Source organism: Pseudomonas sp. TH43, assembly GCF_016650635.1.
Classification (GTDB): Bacteria; Pseudomonadota; Gammaproteobacteria; order Pseudomonadales; family Pseudomonadaceae; genus Aquipseudomonas.
On the sequence record NZ_JAEKFI010000001.1, the window covers coordinates 46,902 to 66,443 of the forward strand.

The 19,542-nt window shown below is 57.7% G+C and carries 15 protein-coding genes; 8 read left to right on the plus strand and 7 right to left on the minus strand.

The window, feature by feature from the left end; translation table 11 throughout:
- Window positions 1–505 precede the first annotated feature (505 nt).
- The 4 genes from JFT81_RS00150 (at window position 506) to JFT81_RS00165 (ending at window position 3,952) form a co-directional block, all read left to right on the plus strand.
- Window positions 506–1,689, plus strand: a protein-coding gene (locus JFT81_RS00150) for an IS3 family transposase (RefSeq protein WP_207199775.1) whose coding sequence is annotated in 2 segments (ribosomal slippage) — window positions 506–770 and window positions 770–1,689 — 1,185 coding nt in all. Because the reading frame shifts where the segments join, the coding sequence is not laid out codon by codon here.
- Window positions 1,690–2,211: 522 nt separating this feature from the next.
- Window positions 2,212–2,898 carry a CsgG/HfaB family protein gene (locus tag JFT81_RS00155; RefSeq protein WP_201226637.1) on the plus strand — a complete coding sequence of 229 codons (687 nt, stop codon included), beginning with the start codon at window positions 2,212–2,214 and terminating at the stop codon, window positions 2,896–2,898.
- A 29-nt stretch (window positions 2,899–2,927) separates the two neighbouring features.
- Entirely contained in the window at window positions 2,928–3,296 is a 369-nt protein-coding gene (locus tag JFT81_RS00160) for a DUF4810 domain-containing protein (protein ID WP_201225326.1), read from the plus strand.
- On the plus strand, window positions 3,293–3,952 hold the full coding sequence (locus JFT81_RS00165; protein ID WP_201225328.1) for a DUF799 domain-containing protein: 660 nt from the start codon (window positions 3,293–3,295) through the stop codon (window positions 3,950–3,952). Before JFT81_RS00160 ends, JFT81_RS00165 begins: the two co-directional genes overlap by 4 nt.
- A 129-nt stretch (window positions 3,953–4,081) precedes the next feature.
- On the opposite strand, the gene JFT81_RS00170 is transcribed toward JFT81_RS00165, so the two are convergent.
- From JFT81_RS00170 to JFT81_RS00200, 7 genes are all read right to left on the minus strand, one after another.
- Entirely contained in the window at window positions 4,082–4,744 is a 663-nt protein-coding gene (locus JFT81_RS00170; protein ID WP_201225330.1) for a flavin reductase family protein, read from the minus strand.
- 11 nt (window positions 4,745–4,755) lie between these two features.
- Window positions 4,756–6,243 carry an amidohydrolase family protein gene (locus JFT81_RS00175; RefSeq protein ID WP_201225332.1) on the minus strand — a complete coding sequence of 496 codons (1,488 nt, stop codon included), beginning with the start codon at window positions 6,241–6,243 and terminating at the stop codon, window positions 4,756–4,758.
- Window positions 6,240–7,436 (minus strand): amidohydrolase family protein, encoded by a 1,197-nt coding sequence (locus tag JFT81_RS00180; protein ID WP_201225334.1) that lies wholly within the window; start codon window positions 7,434–7,436, stop codon window positions 6,240–6,242. The genes JFT81_RS00175 and JFT81_RS00180 overlap by 4 nt, the downstream gene beginning before the upstream one ends.
- Before the next feature lie 153 nt (window positions 7,437–7,589).
- Window positions 7,590–8,642: an extracellular solute-binding protein gene (locus tag JFT81_RS00185; protein ID WP_201225336.1), complete on the minus strand. Its 1,053-nt coding sequence runs from the start codon at window positions 8,640–8,642 to the stop codon at window positions 7,590–7,592.
- A 15-nt stretch (window positions 8,643–8,657) separates the two neighbouring features.
- A complete protein-coding gene (locus tag JFT81_RS00190; RefSeq protein ID WP_008085891.1) occupies window positions 8,658–9,446 on the minus strand; it encodes an ABC transporter permease in 789 nt (262 codons plus the stop codon).
- On the minus strand, window positions 9,443–10,360 hold the full coding sequence (locus JFT81_RS00195; protein ID WP_201225337.1) for an ABC transporter permease: 918 nt from the start codon (window positions 10,358–10,360) through the stop codon (window positions 9,443–9,445). The genes JFT81_RS00190 and JFT81_RS00195 overlap by 4 nt, the downstream gene beginning before the upstream one ends.
- 1 nt (window position 10,361) lies before the next feature.
- Window positions 10,362–11,447 (minus strand): ABC transporter ATP-binding protein, encoded by a 1,086-nt coding sequence (locus JFT81_RS00200; RefSeq protein ID WP_201225339.1) that lies wholly within the window; start codon window positions 11,445–11,447, stop codon window positions 10,362–10,364.
- Between the two features lie 140 nt (window positions 11,448–11,587).
- On the opposite strand from JFT81_RS00200, the gene JFT81_RS00205 reads away from it, so the two are divergent.
- The 4 genes from JFT81_RS00205 (at window position 11,588) to JFT81_RS00220 (ending at window position 19,406) form a co-directional block, all read left to right on the plus strand.
- Window positions 11,588–12,277, plus strand: a complete 690-nt coding sequence (locus tag JFT81_RS00205) for a GntR family transcriptional regulator (protein WP_007969663.1) — start codon at window positions 11,588–11,590, stop codon at window positions 12,275–12,277.
- Window positions 12,278–12,411: 134 nt separating this feature from the next.
- Window positions 12,412–14,523 carry a hybrid sensor histidine kinase/response regulator gene (locus JFT81_RS00210; protein ID WP_201225347.1) on the plus strand — a complete coding sequence of 704 codons (2,112 nt, stop codon included), beginning with the start codon at window positions 12,412–12,414 and terminating at the stop codon, window positions 14,521–14,523.
- Between the two features lie 595 nt (window positions 14,524–15,118).
- A protein-coding gene (locus JFT81_RS00215) for an IS3 family transposase (RefSeq protein WP_201225349.1) occupies window positions 15,119–16,302 on the plus strand; the annotation gives its coding sequence in 2 pieces (ribosomal slippage) (window positions 15,119–15,383 and window positions 15,383–16,302; 1,185 coding nt in all).
- Window positions 16,303–18,146: 1,844 nt separating this feature from the next.
- On the plus strand, window positions 18,147–19,406 hold the full coding sequence (locus tag JFT81_RS00220) for an IS256 family transposase (RefSeq protein ID WP_201225351.1): 1,260 nt from the start codon (window positions 18,147–18,149) through the stop codon (window positions 19,404–19,406).
- Window positions 19,407–19,542: the final 136 nt, after the last annotated feature.

Sequence of the window (19,542 nt, forward strand, 5' to 3'; positions counted from 1 at the left end):
CATACCTACGCAGAGCGTGTGAATGATCATCCTGCAGGAGCTGAGCTTGCTCGCGAAAGCGGTCTGTCGGTCAAGAATGAGTTGCCTGACACAGCGCTTTCGCGGGCAAGCCTTGCTCCTACAAGGTGGGCGTCGATCGTTCCCACGCAAAATGTGTGAATGATCGTCCTGTAGGAGCTGAGCTTGCTCGCGAAAGCGGTCTGTCGGTCAAGAATGAGTTGCCTGACACAGCGCTTTCGCGGGCAAGCCTTGCTCCTACAAGGTGGGCGTCGATCGTTCCCACGCAGAATGTGTGAATGATCATCCTGTAGGAGCTGAGCTTGCTCGCGAAAGCGGTCTGTCGGTCAAGAATGAGTTGCCTGACACAGCGCTTTCGCGGGCAAGCCTTGCTCCTACAAGGTGGGCGTGGATCGTTCCCACGCAGAATGTGGGAATGATCGTTGCAGTGGTCTAATTTCCCCGGACACCCCGATAGGTGGAAAATACATCTATCGAGGAGTTACTCATGACCAAAAAACGCAGGGCATTCGACGACAGCTTCAAGCTGCAAGTCGTGAAGATGATCAAGGATCAGGGGCTAACCGTTACGCAGGTTTGCCAAGATCTGAACATTGGTGAGACAGCCGTTCGACGCTGGGTTCAACAGTACGAGGCAGAGCAATTGGGGCAGGCCGGAATCGGCAAGCCATTGACGGCAGAGCAACAGCGCATCCGGCAATTGGAACAGGAAAATCGCCAGCTCAAGATGGATAACGACATCTTAAAAAAGGCTACGGCCTTCTTTGCCCGCGAGCTGAAGTAAGGTATCGACTGGTTCGGCAGCTGCAACAGAAGGCCTACTCAGTGACACATGTCTGTCGGTTACTGAGCATCAGTCGCTCGGGCTTCTATGAGTCGCAAAAGCGTGCTGATGCGCCCGTCCGGCAGAGTTGTCCTGTCGTTTTGCAACTCAAGGCGTCTTTTGCCGAGAGTGGTGGCTGCTACGGCAGCCGGCCCTTGCGCGACGCTTTGCGCGGCAAAGGCCTGTTTGTTGGGCTGTATAAAATCCGCCGTTTAATGCGTACCAATGGGCTACGTTCGGCTTGGAAGCGTAAGTTTGTGCACACGACCGATAGCAATCATGATCTGCCGATTGCCGAAAATGTACTGAGCCGAAAATTTGATCCGGCAGCGCCAAACAAGGCTTGGGTGGCAGACATCACCTACATCCGCACCCGCAGTGGCTGGCTGTATCTGGCCGTGGTGTTGGACTTGTTTTCGCGCAAGATCGTGGGCTGGTCGATGGCTCCGAACATGCCGGCAGAGCTGGTGTGCACTGCGATGCAACTGGCCATCGCACAGCGCCAACCGCCGCCAGGCCTGATTGCCCACTCGGATCGTGGCAGCCAATACGCGAGTGCAACTTACAGAGAGTTACTGGCAAGAAACGACATGCAGCAGAGCATGAGCCGTAAAGGTAATTGCTGGGACAATGCGGTGATGGAACGCTTCTTCCTGAGCTTGAAAATGGAGCGGGTATGGCGACGTGACTACGCCAATCATACCGAAGCGATCCGCGACATCACCGAGTACATCGTTGGGTATTACAACAACGAACGGCTTCACTCGAAACTGGGATATCTGCCACCTACCGTCTATGAGCGGGCGATGGCGTCAAAACCACCTATCGAGGTGTCCGGAATTAGTTGACCACTGCACGTCCTGTAGTAGCTGAGCTTGCTCGCGAAAGCGGTCTGTCGGTCAAGAATGAGTTGCCTGACACAGCGCTTTCGCGGGCAAGCCTTGCTCCTACAAGGTGGGCGTGGATCGTTCCCACGCAGAATGTGGGAATGATCGTCCTGTAGTAGCTGAGCTTGCTCGCGAAAGCGGTCTGTCGGTCAAGAATGAGTTGCCTGACACAGCGCCTTCGCGGGCAAGCCTTGCTCCTACAAGGTGGGCGTCGATCGTTCCCACGCAAAATGTGTGAATGATCATCCTGTAGGAGCTGAGCTTGCTCGCGAAAGCGGTCTGTCGGTTAGGAATGAGTTGCCTGACACAGCGCTTTCGCGGGCAAGCCTTGCTCCTACAAAGGTTGGTCAATGATATGGCGTCAAAAATTATTTAACGCTGTTCGACATAGTGGCACTTTGTCATAATGCCGCCCCTTTTCCGCTCCCCACCACGTTGCCGTGCCGGGATACCCCTGTTTTTCAAAAGGAATACTCAGTGAGAATGATCTCCCGGATGTTGGTTTCAGGCGTTGCGATTGCCGTGCTCGGCACAATCGCCGGCACGTTGTCCGGTTGCGCCACCGAAAGCTCCCGCGCGCTGCCGGTGGCCAAGGTTGAAAGCGCCACTCAAGTCTGGACCGGCGTGCGTGTGCCAATGGCCGTGGGCAAGTTCGACAACCGCTCCAGCTACATGCGCGGGATCTTCTCCGATGGCGTCGACCGTCTCGGCGGTCAGGCCAAGACCATTCTGATCACCCACTTGCAGCAGACCAACCGCTTCAGCGTGCTGGATCGCGACAACATGGGCGAAATCCAGCAGGAAGCGGCGATCAAGGGCCAGGCCCAGCGCTTGAAGGGTGCTGATTACGTCGTGTCCGGTGACGTCACCGAGTTCGGCCGCAAAGAGATTGGCGATCATCAATTGTTCGGCATTCTCGGCCGTGGCAAGACCCAGATCGCCTATGCCAAGGTCAACCTGAACATCGTCAATATCAGCACCTCCGAAGTGGTCTATTCGACCCAGGGTGCGGGCGAGTACGCCTTGTCCAACCGCGAAATCATCGGCTTCGGCGGTACTGCGGCCTACGACTCGACCCTTAACGGCAAAGTCCTCGATCTGGCCATGCGCGAGGCGATCAATCGTCTGGTTGATGGCATGAACGCCGGTGCCTGGAAGCCGGGCAACTGATCGACGCCCATTGCATGGAGCAACACCCAATGAATCTGACTTTGTCGCGCTCGTTGATGGCGCTGACGCTGGCTGCCAGCGCCTTGCTGGCCGGTTGTGCCGGCCCGAAAACCCTGTACCAGTGGGAAGACTACCAACCACAGGTCTACGAATACTTCAAAGGCGAAGAGCCGAAAGAAGCCCAGGCCGAAGTGCTTGAACGCGACCTGCAAAAGATCCGCTCCACCGGCAAAGCCGTGCCGCCGGGTTACCACGCGCACCTTGGCCTGCTGTACCTGAGCATGGGCAAGGACGATCAGATGGTGCAGCAGTTCCGCACCGAGAAAGCGCTGTTCCCCGAGTCCGGCCCGTACATGGATTTTCTGCTTAAGAACGCCAAGACCGGAGATGCCAAATGATCTCGCGTACCCTCAAGTTATTAACTGCGGCACTGGCTTTGACCGTACTCGGCGGCTGCGTCGCGCCCAAGTCCGTTGACTATTCCGCCTACAAACAGGCTCGGCCAAAGACCATTCTGGTGCTGCCGCCACTGAATACGTCGCCGGACGTGAAGGCGTCGTACAGCCTGCTGTCGCAAGTGACGTTTCCACTGGCCGAGGCTGGTTACTACGTGTTGCCGATTGCGCTGGTGGACGAAACTTTCCGCCAGAATGGCCTGACCACCCCGGACGACATCCATCAGGCACCGGCCAACAAGCTGAAGGAAATCTTCGGTGCCGATGCGGCGCTGTATATCACCGTGACCGAGTACGGTACGCGTTACATGGTGATCAGCAGCGAAACGGCGGTGACGGCGACCGCGAAACTGGTTGACCTGAAAAGCGGCACCACGCTGTGGACCGGTTCGGCGCGAGCGTCGAGCGAAGAGGGCGGCAACAACGGTGGCGGTGGTCTGGTCGGCATGCTGATTACTGCGGCGGTGAAGCAGATCATCAACAGTTCGACCGACGCCGGTTATCCGATTGCCGGCGTAGCGAGCAATCGCCTGCTCTCGGCGGGGCATCCGGCAGGCCTGCTGTACGGCCCGCGTTCGCCGAAGTACGGCACGGACTAGAAACGCCATAAATCCCTGTGGGAGCGAGCCTGCTCGCGAAAGCGGTGTATCAGACAAATAATGTTTGAATGACAGACCGCTTTCGCGAGCAGGCTCGCTCCCACAGGGGTGATGCGTTTCTCTGCTGGTTTATTTGGACTGAGGCCAAAAGCGTTCGCCACCGCCCGGCGCTTCCGTCCACGCTTGCAACGAGCGGGTCGGCAGGTCGAAGTAATCGCGGGTGCGCGCATAACCATGGCCGCCCATGCGCCCGATGGCATCCAGCCCCAGCTGATCGATGTACAAGGTTTTCGGGTCGATCAACTCATCGCGCACGTGCGCCATCAAGACCTCACCAAAAATAATCTCTCGCGACTGACCGATGTTAAGCGCCATCATCCGCCGACACTCCAGTGCCACCGGGGCTTCTCCGATGCGTGGGCATTTGACGGTGGTGCCGGCAATCGCCGTCAGTCCCGCCGCCGTCAATTCATCGAACCCCGGTGCAAACGGCACGGCACACACATTCATCGCTTCCACCAGCGCATCGCTGACGATGTTCACGGTGAATTCCTGATTCAACTGAATGTTGCGCGTGGTGTCCTTCGGGCTCTGGTCGCCGTAATTCTCCACGCCGAGCGCCAGAATCGGTGGATCCGCCGACAGCGCATTGAAGAAGCTGAACGGCGCGGCGTTGACCCGGCCCTCGCCATCGATGGTAGTGACCAGGGCGATCGGCCGGGGCACCACACTGCCGATCAGGATTTTGTATTTTTCCCGTGGGCTGAGCTGGCTGAAATCGAAACTGTGCATGGCAGAACTCTCTAGGAAAGTGGATCGATTGCGCTCAATGGCGCGTCGGCGCTGTAGTCATCGGCGAACGGAATGGCCGGCTGGAACAGGCTTTTCCAGTCCGGTCGGGCAAAGGCTCGCTCGCTGTGGCTGCGCATCAGTTTTTCGTATTGGCGTTGCGCCTGGCGTTGCAGGGCGGGGTAGTCGACACCGTTGACCTGACCGTCGTGCATCACGCAGCGACCGTCGATGTAACTGGCGATGCAGTCGTCGCCACGCCCGGCCAACAGCAGGTTTTTCAGCGGATCGAACAACGGCCCCAAGTGCAGACCGCGCAGGTTGAACACAGTGATGTCGGCCTTGGCACCGGGCGCCAGACGTCCGAGGTCATCACGACCCAGCGCTCGCGCACCACCAAGGGTGGCGGCGTTGTAGAGGTCGAGACTACTGGTCAGCGCCGAACCACCCTCCATCAACCGCGCGATGTGCAAACCGTGGCGCATGTTTTCCAGCAGATCGGCCGGCCAGGTATCCGTGCCGAGGGCGAAGTTGATGCCCTTGGCCCGATAACGTCCGAAGGCATTCAGCGCCTCGCCATCGCGGGCGAACACCAGCGGGCAATGCACCAGACTCGCGCCGCCATCGATGACCCGCTGCAAGTCGTCATCCCCCGTGGTGTAGATGCCGTGCGGTAACAGGCTGCGCGGCGTGAGCAAGTCCAACTGCTGCAACCAACCCAGCGGTGATGTGCCGCGCAATTGCTCGACCATCGCCACTTCGCCAGGCGCCTGACAGCAATGCAGGCGCATCGGCGCGTTCAGTTCTCGGCTCAGCGCGGCGGTGCGTTGCAGCAGCGCCGGGGTGCAGGTCTGGATGCGATCCGGCAGCAGCGCGCCGCGAATCAAACCGCCATGCGCGCCATCGAAATCCTTGAAGAAGCGTTCAGCCGCATCCAGTCCGGCCAGCCCGCGCGCCTCTTTCCAGTGATGGGCGAGGCTGCCGTCGGCCTGCCAGTAACTCATGCCGCTCATGTAGCAAGGACCGAGGTAAGTGCGCAGCCCCAGCTCGCCTGCCACATCGGCAACGGCGGCAAACTCGTCGTAAGTTTCCGCCCACTCGCGGTAGTACATCGAGGTGATCGGCATGGCTGTGGTGATGCCGTTGCGGATCAACTGGGTAAAGGCGTAGCGGTATTTGAAAACCTCTTCTTGCAGGCTATAAGTCTCACGTGGGCCAGCGGCCAGATACTCGGAAGACCACATGCGCCCCATGCTGCGTTCGTCGCCGTTATCCAGGGTCAACACTGTGGAGTCGAGATCGCCCAGCGCATCGAGATCGATAAAACCCGGGCCGATCAACGCATTGCCGTAATCGATCCACTGATCCACCGGCCCCGTATAACCCCGTCCGACGAACTCGATGCGCGACCCAGCGAACACCACTTCGCCGTCGCGCCACAGCACATGCTGCGTGCCGTCGAAACCGACCACGCAACTGGCTTTCAAGCCGATGCGTTTCACAGACGGCTGCTCAACAGGCGGCCACCCTCGGCGATCAGTGCGCCACCGCGATAGACCTGACGCAGTGGACGCGACACCACCGCCTCACCCAAGGTCTCGACCGGCATCAGCAAAAAGTCCGCCGGCCGGCCAATCGCCAACCCGTAACCCTCAATCCCCAAGGCCCGCGCCCCATTGGCCGTGGCGGCCTCAAATGCTGCCGCCAGCTCATCGTCCTTGCCCAGATCGAATCGGAACGCCAGCAACATCGCGCGTTCGAGCATGTCGCCATTGCCCATCGGCGACCACGCATCACGAATGCCGTCGGAACCCAGGCAGACATTCACCCCAGCTCCACGCAATGCCAAAAACGGTGGCACGGCGGTGTCGGCCGGCGCCGAACTCATCAGCGAAATCCCCAGCGCCGCCAAACGTTCGGCGACCGGTTTTACCTGACTCCACGGCAACATGCCCAGGCAATAGGCGTGGCTGATCATCACGCGGTTTTGCAGGCTGAAACGCTCGGTGTAATCGGCAATCAGCGCGATCTGCCACAGGCCCAGTTCACCCCTGTCGTGCAGGTGAATATCCACGCCACGCCCAAACTCAGCCGCCAGTTTGAAAACGAAATCCAGTTGTGCGATCGGGTCGTTATCAATGCCGCACGGGTCGAGCCCGCCGACGTTCTCCACGCCCAGCGCCATGGCTTCGCGCATCAATTGGGCGGTGCCGGGGCGGCTGATCAAACCGGTTTGCGGAAACACCACCAGTTGCAGATCAATCAGGTCTTTGTAGCGCTCACGCAATTGCTGCATGGCTTCGACGTGACGCAGGCCGAATTCTGGATCGATGTCGACGTGGCAACGCATCGTCAGCGAGCCGCGCGCGATGCAGTTTTCCAGCAGCGCGCCGGCGCGTTCGGCTATGGGGGCTTTTACTTCGCGCAGAATGCGGCGTTCGTTGCTGATGTAGTCCTTGAGCGTCGGGCCGGCGCTGTTCGGGCGCCAGGGTTGGCCGTAGAGGGTTTTGTCGAGGTGGACGTGGCTTTCGACCAGGGCGGGGGTGAGGAGTTGGTTGTGGCCGTCGATGTCGGTGGCGCCCAGCGGTGCATTGTTGGCCGGGCGGCGTTGAGTGAAGCGGCCGTTTTCGATCAGCAGGTCTTCGGCGGGGGCGCCGTAGGGGCGCACGTTACGGAGCCAGTGTGGCTGGGTCATACAAACCTCATTCAGGTCTTCAAATTATGTGTTGGCCGGGCGGGCCTCTTCGCGAGCAAGCTCGGCTCCTACACGGAATGGTTTGATCACACATAACCTTTGTAGGAGCAAAGCTTGCTCGCGAAGGCCGCACCTCGGTTTCAAATCAGGCACTCAACCCTTGAGCTTCGACCAGATCCGATCCTGCAGCTCGCGCGCCTTGTTGCTGCATTCCTTCTCGGGACGCAGGCGCGAGGCGTATTCCTCGGGCATGTTGATCGCGTCCATGACCTTCCATTTCGGATCGAGCAGATGATCGCTTTGAATGCCGTTGGCGTAGGCAATGGCGTTGGACACGGCCGCCGCGTTTTCCGGTTTCATCATCCAGTCGATGAAGATCTTCGCGTTGCCCGGATGCGGTGCGCTTTTCGGCACGGCAAAGTTGTCCTGGAACATCGCCACGCCTTCACGCGGATACACGTACTTGATCGTGCTTTTCTGCAAGGTGGCCCGCGCGGTAGAACCGTTCCAGTTCTGCATCATGATCACCTCGCCGGAAGCCATGCGGTCGACAGTGTTGTCGGAGCTGTACATCTTCAAGAACGGCTTCTGTTTTTGCAGCAGTTCAAGGATGCGCTTGGCGTCCTGCGGGTTTTCGCTGCATTCGTCGACGTTCAGGTAATGGCTGGCGGCATTGATCACGCTGCTCGACGTATCCAGCGCGGCGAGCTGGCCTTGCAGCTCTTTGCGCGGTTCAAAGAACTCCTTCCATGAATCATCCAGCTTGCCGCCCGGCACCCGCGCACTGTCATAGGAAAACCCGGTGGTGCCCCACAGATACGGCGCCGAGAACTTGCGGCCGGGGTCGAAACCCGGATCGCGGAACGGCCCTTTGACGTACTGAAAGTTGCTCAGGGTCGGCGTGTCGATTTCCATCAGCAGATCCTGTTTGATCAACGTCTGCATGATTGATTGCGACGGTACGATCACGTCATACGCGGCTCCGCCGGCCTGCAATTTGGCGAGCAGGGTTTCGTTGCTGTCGTAACCATCCATGGTCACCTTGATGCCGGTTTCTTTTTCGAACTTGGCCAGCAGATCGACCGGGTAGTAATCAGTCCAGTTGTAGAAAAACAGCTCTTTCGGCTCGGCGGCATGAGCGCCAAACGCGGTGAAACAACTCAGGGCCAGACCGGATACAGCCAAACGCATGCTTTTCATCTTCATGAGAGCGCTCCAGATTTATTGTTGTTTACCGCGTTGACCCAGCCAGAAGGCCAGGACCACCAGCACGATGGAAATCACCAGCATCAGTGTCGAAATCGCGTTGATCTCCGGCGTCACGCCGGCCTTGATCGCTGAGAAGATGTACACCGGCAACGTCGTAGAACCGGGGCCGGCGACGAAGAAGGTCATGATGAAATCGTCGAGGCTGACCACGAACGCCAGCACCGCACCGGACAACACCGCGGGCCACAGCAGTGGCAAGGTCACGCGACGAAACACCTGCCACGGATTGGCGTACAGATCGTTCGCCGCTTCCAGCAGGCTCTTGTCCAGATCGTTGAGTCGTGCCCGAATCGGTAAATAAGCGAAGGGAATGCAGAAGCCAATGTGCGCAACGATCACTGTCAGCAACCCGAGCTTGATGCCCAACGCCATGAACAGCAGCAGGGTGGCCACCGCGGTGACGATCTCCGGCAGGATCAGCGGCAGATTGATCCCGCCCTCGACCATTTTCTGTCCGTAGAAAGGTCGATAGGTCGCCAGCGCCGCCAGCAGCGCAATCGCCGTGGCGCACACCGTGGCGATGGTTGCCACGATGATCGAATTCAGCGCCGCGGTCTGAATCGACGGGTTGGCCAGAATCCGTCCGTACCAGGCAAACGAGAACTCGGTCCACACCGTCGCCGAGCGGTTGGCGTTGAAGCTGTAGGCGATCAACACAAAGATCGGCAGATACAGATAAGCCAGAATCAGCAGGCTGATTTCACGGGTTGCCGGGAGTTTTTTCAGGTGCAGAGAAATCATGCTTTGGCTCCCCGATTGAGGGTCTTCGACGTATGGCGGCTGTACAGCGCGTAGAGCACCAGCGACACCAGCAGAATCGCCAGCAACAGGAACGACAGCGAACTGCCCAGCGGCCAGTTGCGCGCGGTGCCGAACTGCTGCTGGATAAGATTGCCGATCATCAGCGTCTTGCCGCCGCCGAGAATCGCCGGGGTGATGAAGGCGCCCAGACTCGGCACGAACACCAGCAGCGCACCGGCAATCACGCCCGGCATCGACAGCGGCAGGATGATCCGCCGCAAGGCGTGCCAGCGGTTGGCGCCGAGGTCGTAGGCGGCTTCGACCAGACGCCAGTCGAGTTTTTCCAGGGTCGAGTAGATCGGCAGGATCATGAACGGCAGAAAGCTGTAGACCAGGCCGACGCTCACCGCGAAATCGTTGTAGAGCAGGGTGATGCCGCCGGCACTCGGCAACAGCGCGTTAAGACTCTGTGCGACCCAACCGTGTTCGCGCAGGATGATCGGCCACGCGTAGTTGCGGATCAGCAGGTTGGTCCAGAACGGAATGGTGATGAGCAACACCATCAGATTGCGTCGACGCGGGGTCAGACTCGACATCCACAGCGCCACCGGAAAACCGAACAGAAAGCACAGTACGGTGGTGCCACCGGCCTGCAGCACCGAACGCAACAGCGCTTGGGCGTAGACCCAGTTCAGTTCGAGTTCGCCATCAAAACCTTCCTGGAAAAACAGTTGCACGTAGCTTTGCAGTTGCCATTGCGCCTGCCAGTCGACGCCACCGTAGGTGTTGCGCGGCAACAGGCTGATGTAACCCATGATCCCCAGCGGAATGGCGATCAGGGCGAGCAAGGTCAACACCACCGGGCTGAGCAACAGCGCCCGGTTGAGAGCGGGGGAAGTGCTGCTGACGCTCATCTCAGGCCTCCATCAACAGGCAGGCGTGCGGCGGCAGATGCACGGCGACGCGTTCACCGACCGCGCGGCCACGGTTCAGGCCTTCGTTGTTTTCGCGCAGCATGACTTTGATGTCATTGTTCAAGCGGCACTGGTACAGCGTTGCGGTGCCGACATAGAGCACCGCTTCGATGACGCCACGCAGGTGATGTGGCTGGCTGGCGTCGACCAGTTGCGAACGCTCGGGCCGAAACGCCAGTTGCACGCTGCTGCCGTCGAAACCCTGCGGCTGGCAGGCAATCTCCACTGGCATGCCGTTGGGCACGAAGAGCTTTTCGTTGTGCTCGCCGTGTTTCAGGTGGCCGGGAAGGAAGTTGATATCGCCGATAAACTGCGCGACAAAGCGGTGTTTTGGATGCTCGTAGATATCGGTCGGGGTGCCAATCTGCAAGATCTTGCCGGCCGACATCACGGCGATGCGATCGGACAGCGTCAGCGCTTCTTCCTGATCGTGGGTGACAAAGATGAAGGTGATGCCGGCTTCTTTCTGTACGCGCTTGAGTTCGACCTGCATTTCCTTGCGCAGCTTGAGGTCGAGCGCCGATAGCGGCTCATCCAGCAACAGCACTTTCGGTTTCGGCGCCAAGGCCCGGGCCAGCGCCACGCGTTGCTGTTGGCCACCGGACAACTCCGAAGGTTTGCGATTGGCCAGATGCTCCATTTGCACCAGCGCGAGCATCTCGTTGAGCCGATCCGGGATCAACTTGCGATCAAGACCCTGCATCTCAAGCCCGAAGGCGATATTCTGCGCCACACTCATGTGCGGAAACAGCGCGTAACTCTGGAATACCGTGTTGACCCGGCGTTTGAACGGCGGCAGGTCATTGACCGGCTCGCCGGCCAGACGAATCTCGCCTTCGCTGACGTGTTCGAAGCCGGCGATGGTGCGTAGCAGAGTGGTTTTGCCGCAACCGGAAGGGCCGAGCAGGGTGAAGAACTCGTTGTCGGCGATGTTTACCGAAACATTGTCGAGGGCCGGCGCGAGGCCAGGATCGTCGGAGTACCGTTTGGAGACGTTGCGCACTTCAATTGCTATTGGTTGACCCATAATGGTGCAATCCTCTATTTATTGTATGCAATATCTGAATGCAATTTAGAAATACCCGGATTAATCTGCGTGTGCAACCCCCTTTTTTCCGGCTGTTCATTCGCCAGGGCAGCGTTGCCAGCACCTAAAGGAGTTTTTCAATGACCGAGAAGAAACTGGAAACCACGGTCGACCGCGTCTACCAAGGGGTTTACGAGGCGATCAGCAAGCGTTCGCTGCGCCCGGGGATGAAGCTGGGCGAGGCCTCGCTGGCCGAGTTATTTAATGTCAGCCGCACATCGGTTCGCGCCGCGCTGAAGCAATTGGAGGCCGACGGACTGGTCACCACCGAGCCCAATAAAGGTGCGTCGGTGTCGCTGCCGAGCAATGAAGAAATCCGTTCGCTGTTCGAAACCCGCCGTCTGATCGAGATCGGCATCGTCACCGAACTGTGCCGGCGCAAGGACACAGCGGCGATGCAGGACTTGCGCGAGCACCTGTTGCTGGAAGATGAAGCCCATGCCGCTGGTGACCACGAACGGCTGATTCATCTGCTCGGCGAGTTCCACATCAAACTGGCACGCAGCCTCAACAATCCGGTGCTGCTGGACTGGTTCCAGAAGCTGATTTCCCGCGCGTCGCTGTACGCTGCGGCGCTGGATGACGACAGCCACGAAGCTTGCCGCGATGACGAACACCTGCGACTGATCGAGTACATCGAAGCGGGAAATCAGAGCGCCGCGATCGAATTGACTTGCATGCACCTCAATGGCATCGAAAAAGCCATTCTCGACGTCGCCGCCAAGATGAAAACTGGCTACCATCCGCTCAAGCATCTGATCGGCGTCTGAGCTCCGGTCAGGGATTAAAATCGGCTTACTTCATATGAAACCAATACGACGACAGACGCTCGAAACAGACGGGCGTCGCGTCGTTTTGGCGTCGCGATTCATCGGGCAATCAGCACAGGACACCGAGTCAGTCGATGCAGTTTTTATCCGATAGCCACGGTTGTGACGGCTGGAAAGGCGAGATGGCCGAACGCATTCGAGCGTTCGACTGGAGCCTCACCGAGTTGGGTTCGTTGGCCATGTGGCCGGCGAGCCTGTGCAGCACAGTGCAACTGTTGCTCGCCTCGCCGTTGCCGATGGTGATGCTCTGGGGCCGGGCCGGCTACATGATCTACAACGACGCCTATTCGACATTTGCCGGTGGCCGTCACCCCTATCTGCTCGGGGTGCCGGTGGAACTGGGCTGGCCGGAGGTCGCCGAGTTCAACCGACATGTGCTGGAAACATGCCTGGCCGGCGGCACGCTGTCCTTTCGCAATAAAGAGCTGGTGCTGTTACGCGATGGCGTTCCTGAAGACGTCTGGATGGATCTGTATTACAGCCCGGTGGCCAACGACCAAGGGCAGCCTGCCGGTGTCATGGCGATGGTCGTCGAAACCACCGAGTTCATGCGCTCCGAGCGCCTGCGTCGGGATGCCGAAAATGCTTACCGAGCCGATAACGAGCGGGTGCGCCTGGCGCTGAATGCCGGGGCCTTGCTCGGCTCGTTCGTCTGGGACGTGAAAAACAATACACTGTCCGCGGACGAGCGCTTTGCTCGCACGTTCTCTTATCCGCCGAATCAGGATCTGAGCAATCTGGCGCAAGACATCGCGCAATCACGTATTCATCCTGACGACCTTGCCTGGGTGCAGGAGCGTGTCGCGCATTCGGTGCAGACCGGCGAGCCGTATAACGCGGAATACCGCGTGCTGCGCGCTGATGGTGGCTTTGTGTGGGTGTTGGCCAGCGGCGCTTGCGAGTTCGACGAACACGGCGAGGCGCTGCGCTTTCCCGGTGTGTTGATCGACATTCATGAACGCAAGAATGCCGAAGAATCCCTGCTTAAATTCACCCGCAACCTTGAGCAGCGTGTGGCCAATGAAGTCGAGGCGCGGTTGGCGGCGGAAGAGCAGTTGCGGCAATCGCAGAAGCTTGAAGCCATCGGCGGCCTGACCGGCGGCGTTGCCCATGACTTCAATAACCTGTTGCAGGTGATCGCCGGCAATCTGCATTTGCTGGCCCGGCATGAGCCGGATAATCCCAACGTGCAGCGCCGCGTCAGTGCCTCGTTGGCGGCGGTCGAGCGGGGCGCCAAGCTATCGTCGCAATTGCTCGCTTTTGCCCGGCGCCAACCGTTGTCCCCGGCGGTGTGCAATCCGCAGCAGATCTTCGAAGGTGTGGGCGAATTACTGCAACGGGCGTTGGGTGAAACCATTCAGATCGATGTGCAATTACCGCAAACGCCGTGGCATATCAACGTCGACCGCAATCAGCTGGAAAACGCCATTCTCAACCTGGCGATCAACGCCCGGGACGCAATGAAAGGCGAGGGCACCATCAGCCTCAGCGCATCCAACGTGCGACTCGACCCCGAATTCTGTGTGGGTAAAGGTCTTGTTCCCGGCGAGTTTGTCCGGGTGGCGGTCAGTGATAGCGGGGCTGGTATCGCGCCGCAGATTCTGGAACAGGTGTTCGAACCGTTTTTCACCACCAAAGCCGACGGTCAAGGCACTGGTCTGGGCCTGAGCATGGTCTTCGGTTTCGTCAAGCAGAGCGGTGGCCACGTCGAGATCGACAGTCAGGTCGGCGAGGGCACGCGGGTGCAGTTGTACTTTCCGCGCAGCTTGCGCCCGGTCCTTGATGAATCGCCCAATCCGCAACGGCAACAGGCCGGTGGCCACGAGACGATTCTGGTGGTCGAGGACAACGACGCGGTGCGTGCCTCGGCGGTTGAATTGCTGCGCGAAGAGGGTTACCACGTGTTGACGGCGGGCAATGGCGACGTGGCGATGCAAATGCTGCTCGAAGGCATTGCAGTCGATCTTATTTTCACTGACGTGGTCATGCCGGGGCTGATCAAAAGCTCCGACCTGTTTGCCTGGGCCAAGGTGCAATCGCCGCCGGTGGCGGTGCTGTTCACCTCCGGGCATACCCGCGACATTATTTCGCGCAATCATCAACTGAGCCCCGACACGCATTTGCTCGGCAAACCCTATAGCCCCGAGGCGATGTTGCAGATGATTCGATCGGTGCTCGGAGCTTGAACCCCCGATCACCGTTTTTAATACCGAACCCGAGTGCCTGTTGTGCGTCTGCGGTGTAAGCGAGCCATCTGTGTTGCAGGGAGCCATATGTTTTGTAAGGGAGCCATCTGTGTTGTAAGGGGAGCCACCTGTGTTGTAACGGAGCCATCTGTGTTGTAAGGAAACCATCTGTGTTGTAAGGGAATTACTTGTGGCGAGGGGATTTATCCCCGTTGGAGTGCGCAGCGCTCCCCAGCATTCTTCCAGTTGAACCGCATTCTCAGGTTTTACGACTGCTGCGCAGCCGAACGGGGATGAATCCCCTCGCCACGGTGAACTCTGCAATCGATGAGGTCTCATTATTCATAGCAGTTTTTTTGTTTTCCAATCAAGGCCCGCCAATGACTTCTGTGCGGGAGGCACCTGTGTTGTAAGGGAATTACTTGTGGCGAGGGGATTTATCCCCGTTGGAGTGCGAAGCGCTCCCCGGCATTCCTCCAGTTGAATCGCATCCTCAGGTTTTACGACTGCTGCGCAGCCGAACGGGGATGATGCAGTGGTCTAATTTCCCCGGACACCCCGATAGGTGGAAAATACATCTATCGAGGAGTTATTCATGACCAAAAAACGCAGGGCATTCGACGACAGCTTCAAGCTGCAAGTCGTGAAGATGATCAAGGATCAGGGGCTAACCGTTACGCAGGTTTGCCAAGATCTGAACATTGGTGAGACAGCCGTTCGACGCTGGGTTCAACAGTACGAGGCAGAGCAATTGGGGCACGCCGGAATCGGCAAGCCATTGACGGCAGAGCAACAGCGAATCCGGCAATTGGAACAGGAAAATCGCCAGCTCAAGATGGATAACGACATCTTAAAAAAGGCTACGGCCTTCTTTGCCCGCGAGCTGAAGTAAGGTATCGACTGGTTCGGCAGCTGCAACAGAAGGCCTACTCAGTGACACATGTCTGTCGGTTACTGAGCATCAGTCGCTCGGGCTTCTATGAGTCGCAAAAGCGTGCTGATGCGCCCGTCCGGCAGAGTTGTCCTGTCGTTTTGCAACTCAAGGCGTCTTTTGCCGAGAGTGGTGGCTGCTACGGCAGCCGGCCCTTGCGCGACGCTTTGCGCGGCAAAGGCCTGTCTGTTGGGCTGTATAAAATCCGCCGTTTGATGCGTACCAATGGGCTACGTTCGGCTTGGAAGCGCAAGTTTGTGCACACGACCGATAGCAATCATGATCTGCCGATTGCCGAAAATGTACTGAGCCGAAAATTTGATCCGGCAGCGCCAAACAAGGCTTGGGTGGCAGACATCACCTACATCCGCACCCGCAGTGGCTGGCTGTATCTGGCCGTGGTGTTGGACTTGTTTTCACGCAAGATCGTGGGCTGGTCGATGGCTCCGAACATGCCGGCAGAGCTGGTGTGCACTGCGATGCAACTGGCCATCGCACAGCGCCAACCGCCGCCAGGCCTGATTGCCCACTCGGATCGTGGCAGCCAATACGCGAGTGCAACTTACAGAGAGTTACTGGCAAGAAACGACATGCAGCAGAGCATGAGCCGTAAAGGTAATTGCTGGGACAATGCGGTGATGGAACGCTTCTTCCTGAGCTTGAAAATGGAGCGGGTATGGCGACGTGACTACGCCAATCATACCGAAGCGATCCGCGACATCACCGAGTACATCGTTGGGTATTACAACAACGAACGGCTTCACTCGAAACTGGGATATCTGCCACCGACCGTCTATGAGCGGGCGATGGCGTCAAAACCACCTATCGAGGTGTCCGGAATTAGTTGACCACTGCATGAATCCCCTCGCCACAGTGAACTCCGCAATCGGTGAGGTCTCATTAGTCATGGAAGTTTTTTTGTTTTCCAATCAAGGCCCGCCAATGACTTCTGTACGGGGACCATCTGTGTTGCAAGGGAATTACTTTGTGGCGAGGGGATTTATCCCCGTTGGAGTGCGCAGCGCTCCCCAGCGCTCCCCAGCATTCTTCCAGTTGAACCGCATTCTCAGGTTTTACGACTGCTGCGCAGCCGAACGGGGATGAATCCCCTCGCCACAGTGAACTCCGCAATCGGTGAGGTCTCATTAGTCATGGAAGTTTTTTTGTTTTCCTATCAAGGCCCGCCAATGACTTCTGTACGGGGGCCATCTGTGTTGCAAGGGAATTACTTGTGGCGAGAGGATTTATCCCCGTTGGAGTGCGCAGCGCTCCCCAGCGCTCCCCAGCATTCTTCCAGTTGAATCGCATTCTCAGGTTTTACGACTGCTGCGCAGCCGAACGGGGATGAATCCCCTCGCCACGGTGAACTCTGCAATCGATGAGGTCTCATTAGTCATAGAAGTTTTTGTGTTTTCCAATCAGGCCCGCCAATGTGTGTACCGGAGCCATCTATGTTGTAAGGGAGGCACCTGTCTTGCAAGGGAATTACTTGTGGCGAGGGGATTTATCCCCGTTGGAGTGCGCAGCGCTCCCCAGCGCTCCCCAGCATTCTTCCAGTTGAACCGCATTCTCAGGTTTTACGACTGCTGCGCAGCCGAACGGGGATGAATCCCCTCGCCACGGTGAACTCTGCAATCGATGAGGTCTCATTAGTCATAGAAGTTTTTTTTGTTTTCCAATCAAGGCCCGCCAATGACTTCTGTACGGGGACCATCTGTGTTGTAAGGGAGCCATCTGTGTTGCAAGGGAATTACTTGTGGCGAGGGGATTTATCCCCGTTGGAGTGCGCAGCGCTCCCCGGCATTCTTCCAGTTGAACCGCATTCTCAGGTTTTACGACTGCTGCGCAGCCGAGCGGGGATGAATCCCCTCGCCACGGTGAACTCCGCAATCGGTGAGGTCTCATTAGTCATAGAAGTTTTTTTGTTTTCCAATCAAGGCCCGCCAATGACGTCTGTACGGGAGCCATCTGTGTTGTAAGGAAGCCATATGTGTTGTAAGGGAATTACTTGTGGCGAGGGGATTTATCCCCGTTGGAGTGCGCAGCGCTCCCCAGCATTCTTCCAGTTGAACCGCATTCTCAGGTTTTACGACTGCTGCGCAGCCGAACGGGGATGAATCCCCTCGCCACAGTGAACTCTGCAATTGATGAGGTCTCATTAGTCATAGAAGTTTTTTTGTTTTCCAATCAAGGCCCGCCAATGACTTCTGTACGGGGACCATCTGTGTTGCAAGGGAGGCACCTGTGTTGTAAGGGAGCCATCTGTGTTGTAAGGGAATTACTTGTGGCGAGGGGATTTATCCCCGTTGGAGTGCGCAGCGCTCCCCAGCATTCTTCCAGTTGAACCGCATTCTCAGGTTTTACGACTGCTGCGCAGCCGAACGGGGATGAATCCCCTCGCCACGGTGAACTCCGCAATCGATGAGGTCTCATTAGTCATAGAAGTTTTTTTTGTTTTCCAATCAAGGCCCGCCAATGACTTCTGTACGGGAGGCACCTGTGTTGTAAGGGAATTACTTGTGGCGAGGGGATTTATCCCCGTTGGAGTGCGCAGCGCTCCCCAGCGCTCCCCAGCATTCTTCCAGTTGAACCGCATTCTCAGGTTTTACGACTGCTGCGCAGCCAAACGGGGATGAATCCGGGAGTGTCATAAATTTTGTGTTCGGGCATAACATGCTGCAGAGGTGCATGTATGCCAACCAAAAAGAAACCGGCCCGTGAGGCCAAGCGTGACCTTCCGTCCATTCCAAAAGAGCTGATCGACCAGTTCCTCAGCGAGACGATGAGTGCCGAAGCGATTCAGGATGCCGCGATGGCGTTCAAAAAGGCGCTTATCGAAAGAGCCCTTGGTGCCGAGTTGGGACTTCACCTTGGCTATCCTCAGGGCGCGGAGCGCCCTGAGGATTCGAGTAACCAGCGTAACGGCAAGAGCGGCAAAACCGTGCTGACCGATGACGGCCCGTTGCGTCTGGATATTCCCAGAGACCGTGACGGCAGCTTTTCTCCGATTTTGATCCCCAAACACGAGCGGCGTTTTACAGGCTTTGATGACAAGATCATTGCCATGTATGCCCGCGGCATGAGCGTTCGTGAGATTCGTGCATTTCTCTCGGAACAGTACGCAACAGATGTCTCCCATGACTTCATCAGCACCGTTACCGACGCTGTTCTGGAGGAAGTCAGTACGTGGCAACAACGGCCCCTCGAGCCCATGTACCCGGTCATTTTCTTTGATGCGCTGCGGGTTAAAATCCGTGATGAAGGCGTGGTTCGCAACAAAGCGATTTACCTGGCTCTGGGCGTACTTCCGGACGGCACCCGCGACATTCTGGGCATCTGGATTGAGAACACAGAGGGCGCCAAGTTCTGGATGAAAGTCTTCAACGACCTTAAAACCCGAGGTGTCGAAGATGTCCTGATTGCGGTAACGGATGGTCTCAAAGGCATGCCTGAAGCCTTGAGTGCAGTGTTTCCTCAGACAGCGTTGCAGACATGCATCGTTCACCTGATCCGCAACAGCCTTGATTACGCGGCATGGGACAAGCGTCGCGAACTGGCCAAGGCCCTGAAACCGATTTATCAAGCACTCAACGCCGAAGTCGCCGAGCAAGCTCTGGATGCCTTCGAATCGGGGCCTTGGGGCAAGCAATATCCAACGGTGGTTGCAGCCTGGCGACGCGCTTGGGATCGAGTTATCCCGTTCTTTGTGTTCCCGCCAGCCATACGAAAGGTGATCTACACCACCAATGCCATCGAGAGTATCAACTCGCAGCTGCGCAAGATCATCAAGACAAGAGGTCACTTTCCAACCGACGAAGCCGCGACGAAACTGATCTGGCTGGCACTGCAAAACATCACCGCCAACTGGGGAAGCGCCGCCCATGACTGGAAAAACGCTATGAATCAATTTGCGGTTTTGTACGGGGACCGATTCATCAGGTCTAACTGGTGAAATGAAGGCCTGCCTGACGGCAGGCCATTAACGGCCCGCACACAAAAAATCTGACACTCTCATGAATCCCCTCGCCACAGTGAACTCCGCAATCGATGAGGTCTCATTAGTCATAGAAGTTTTTTTTGTTTTCCAA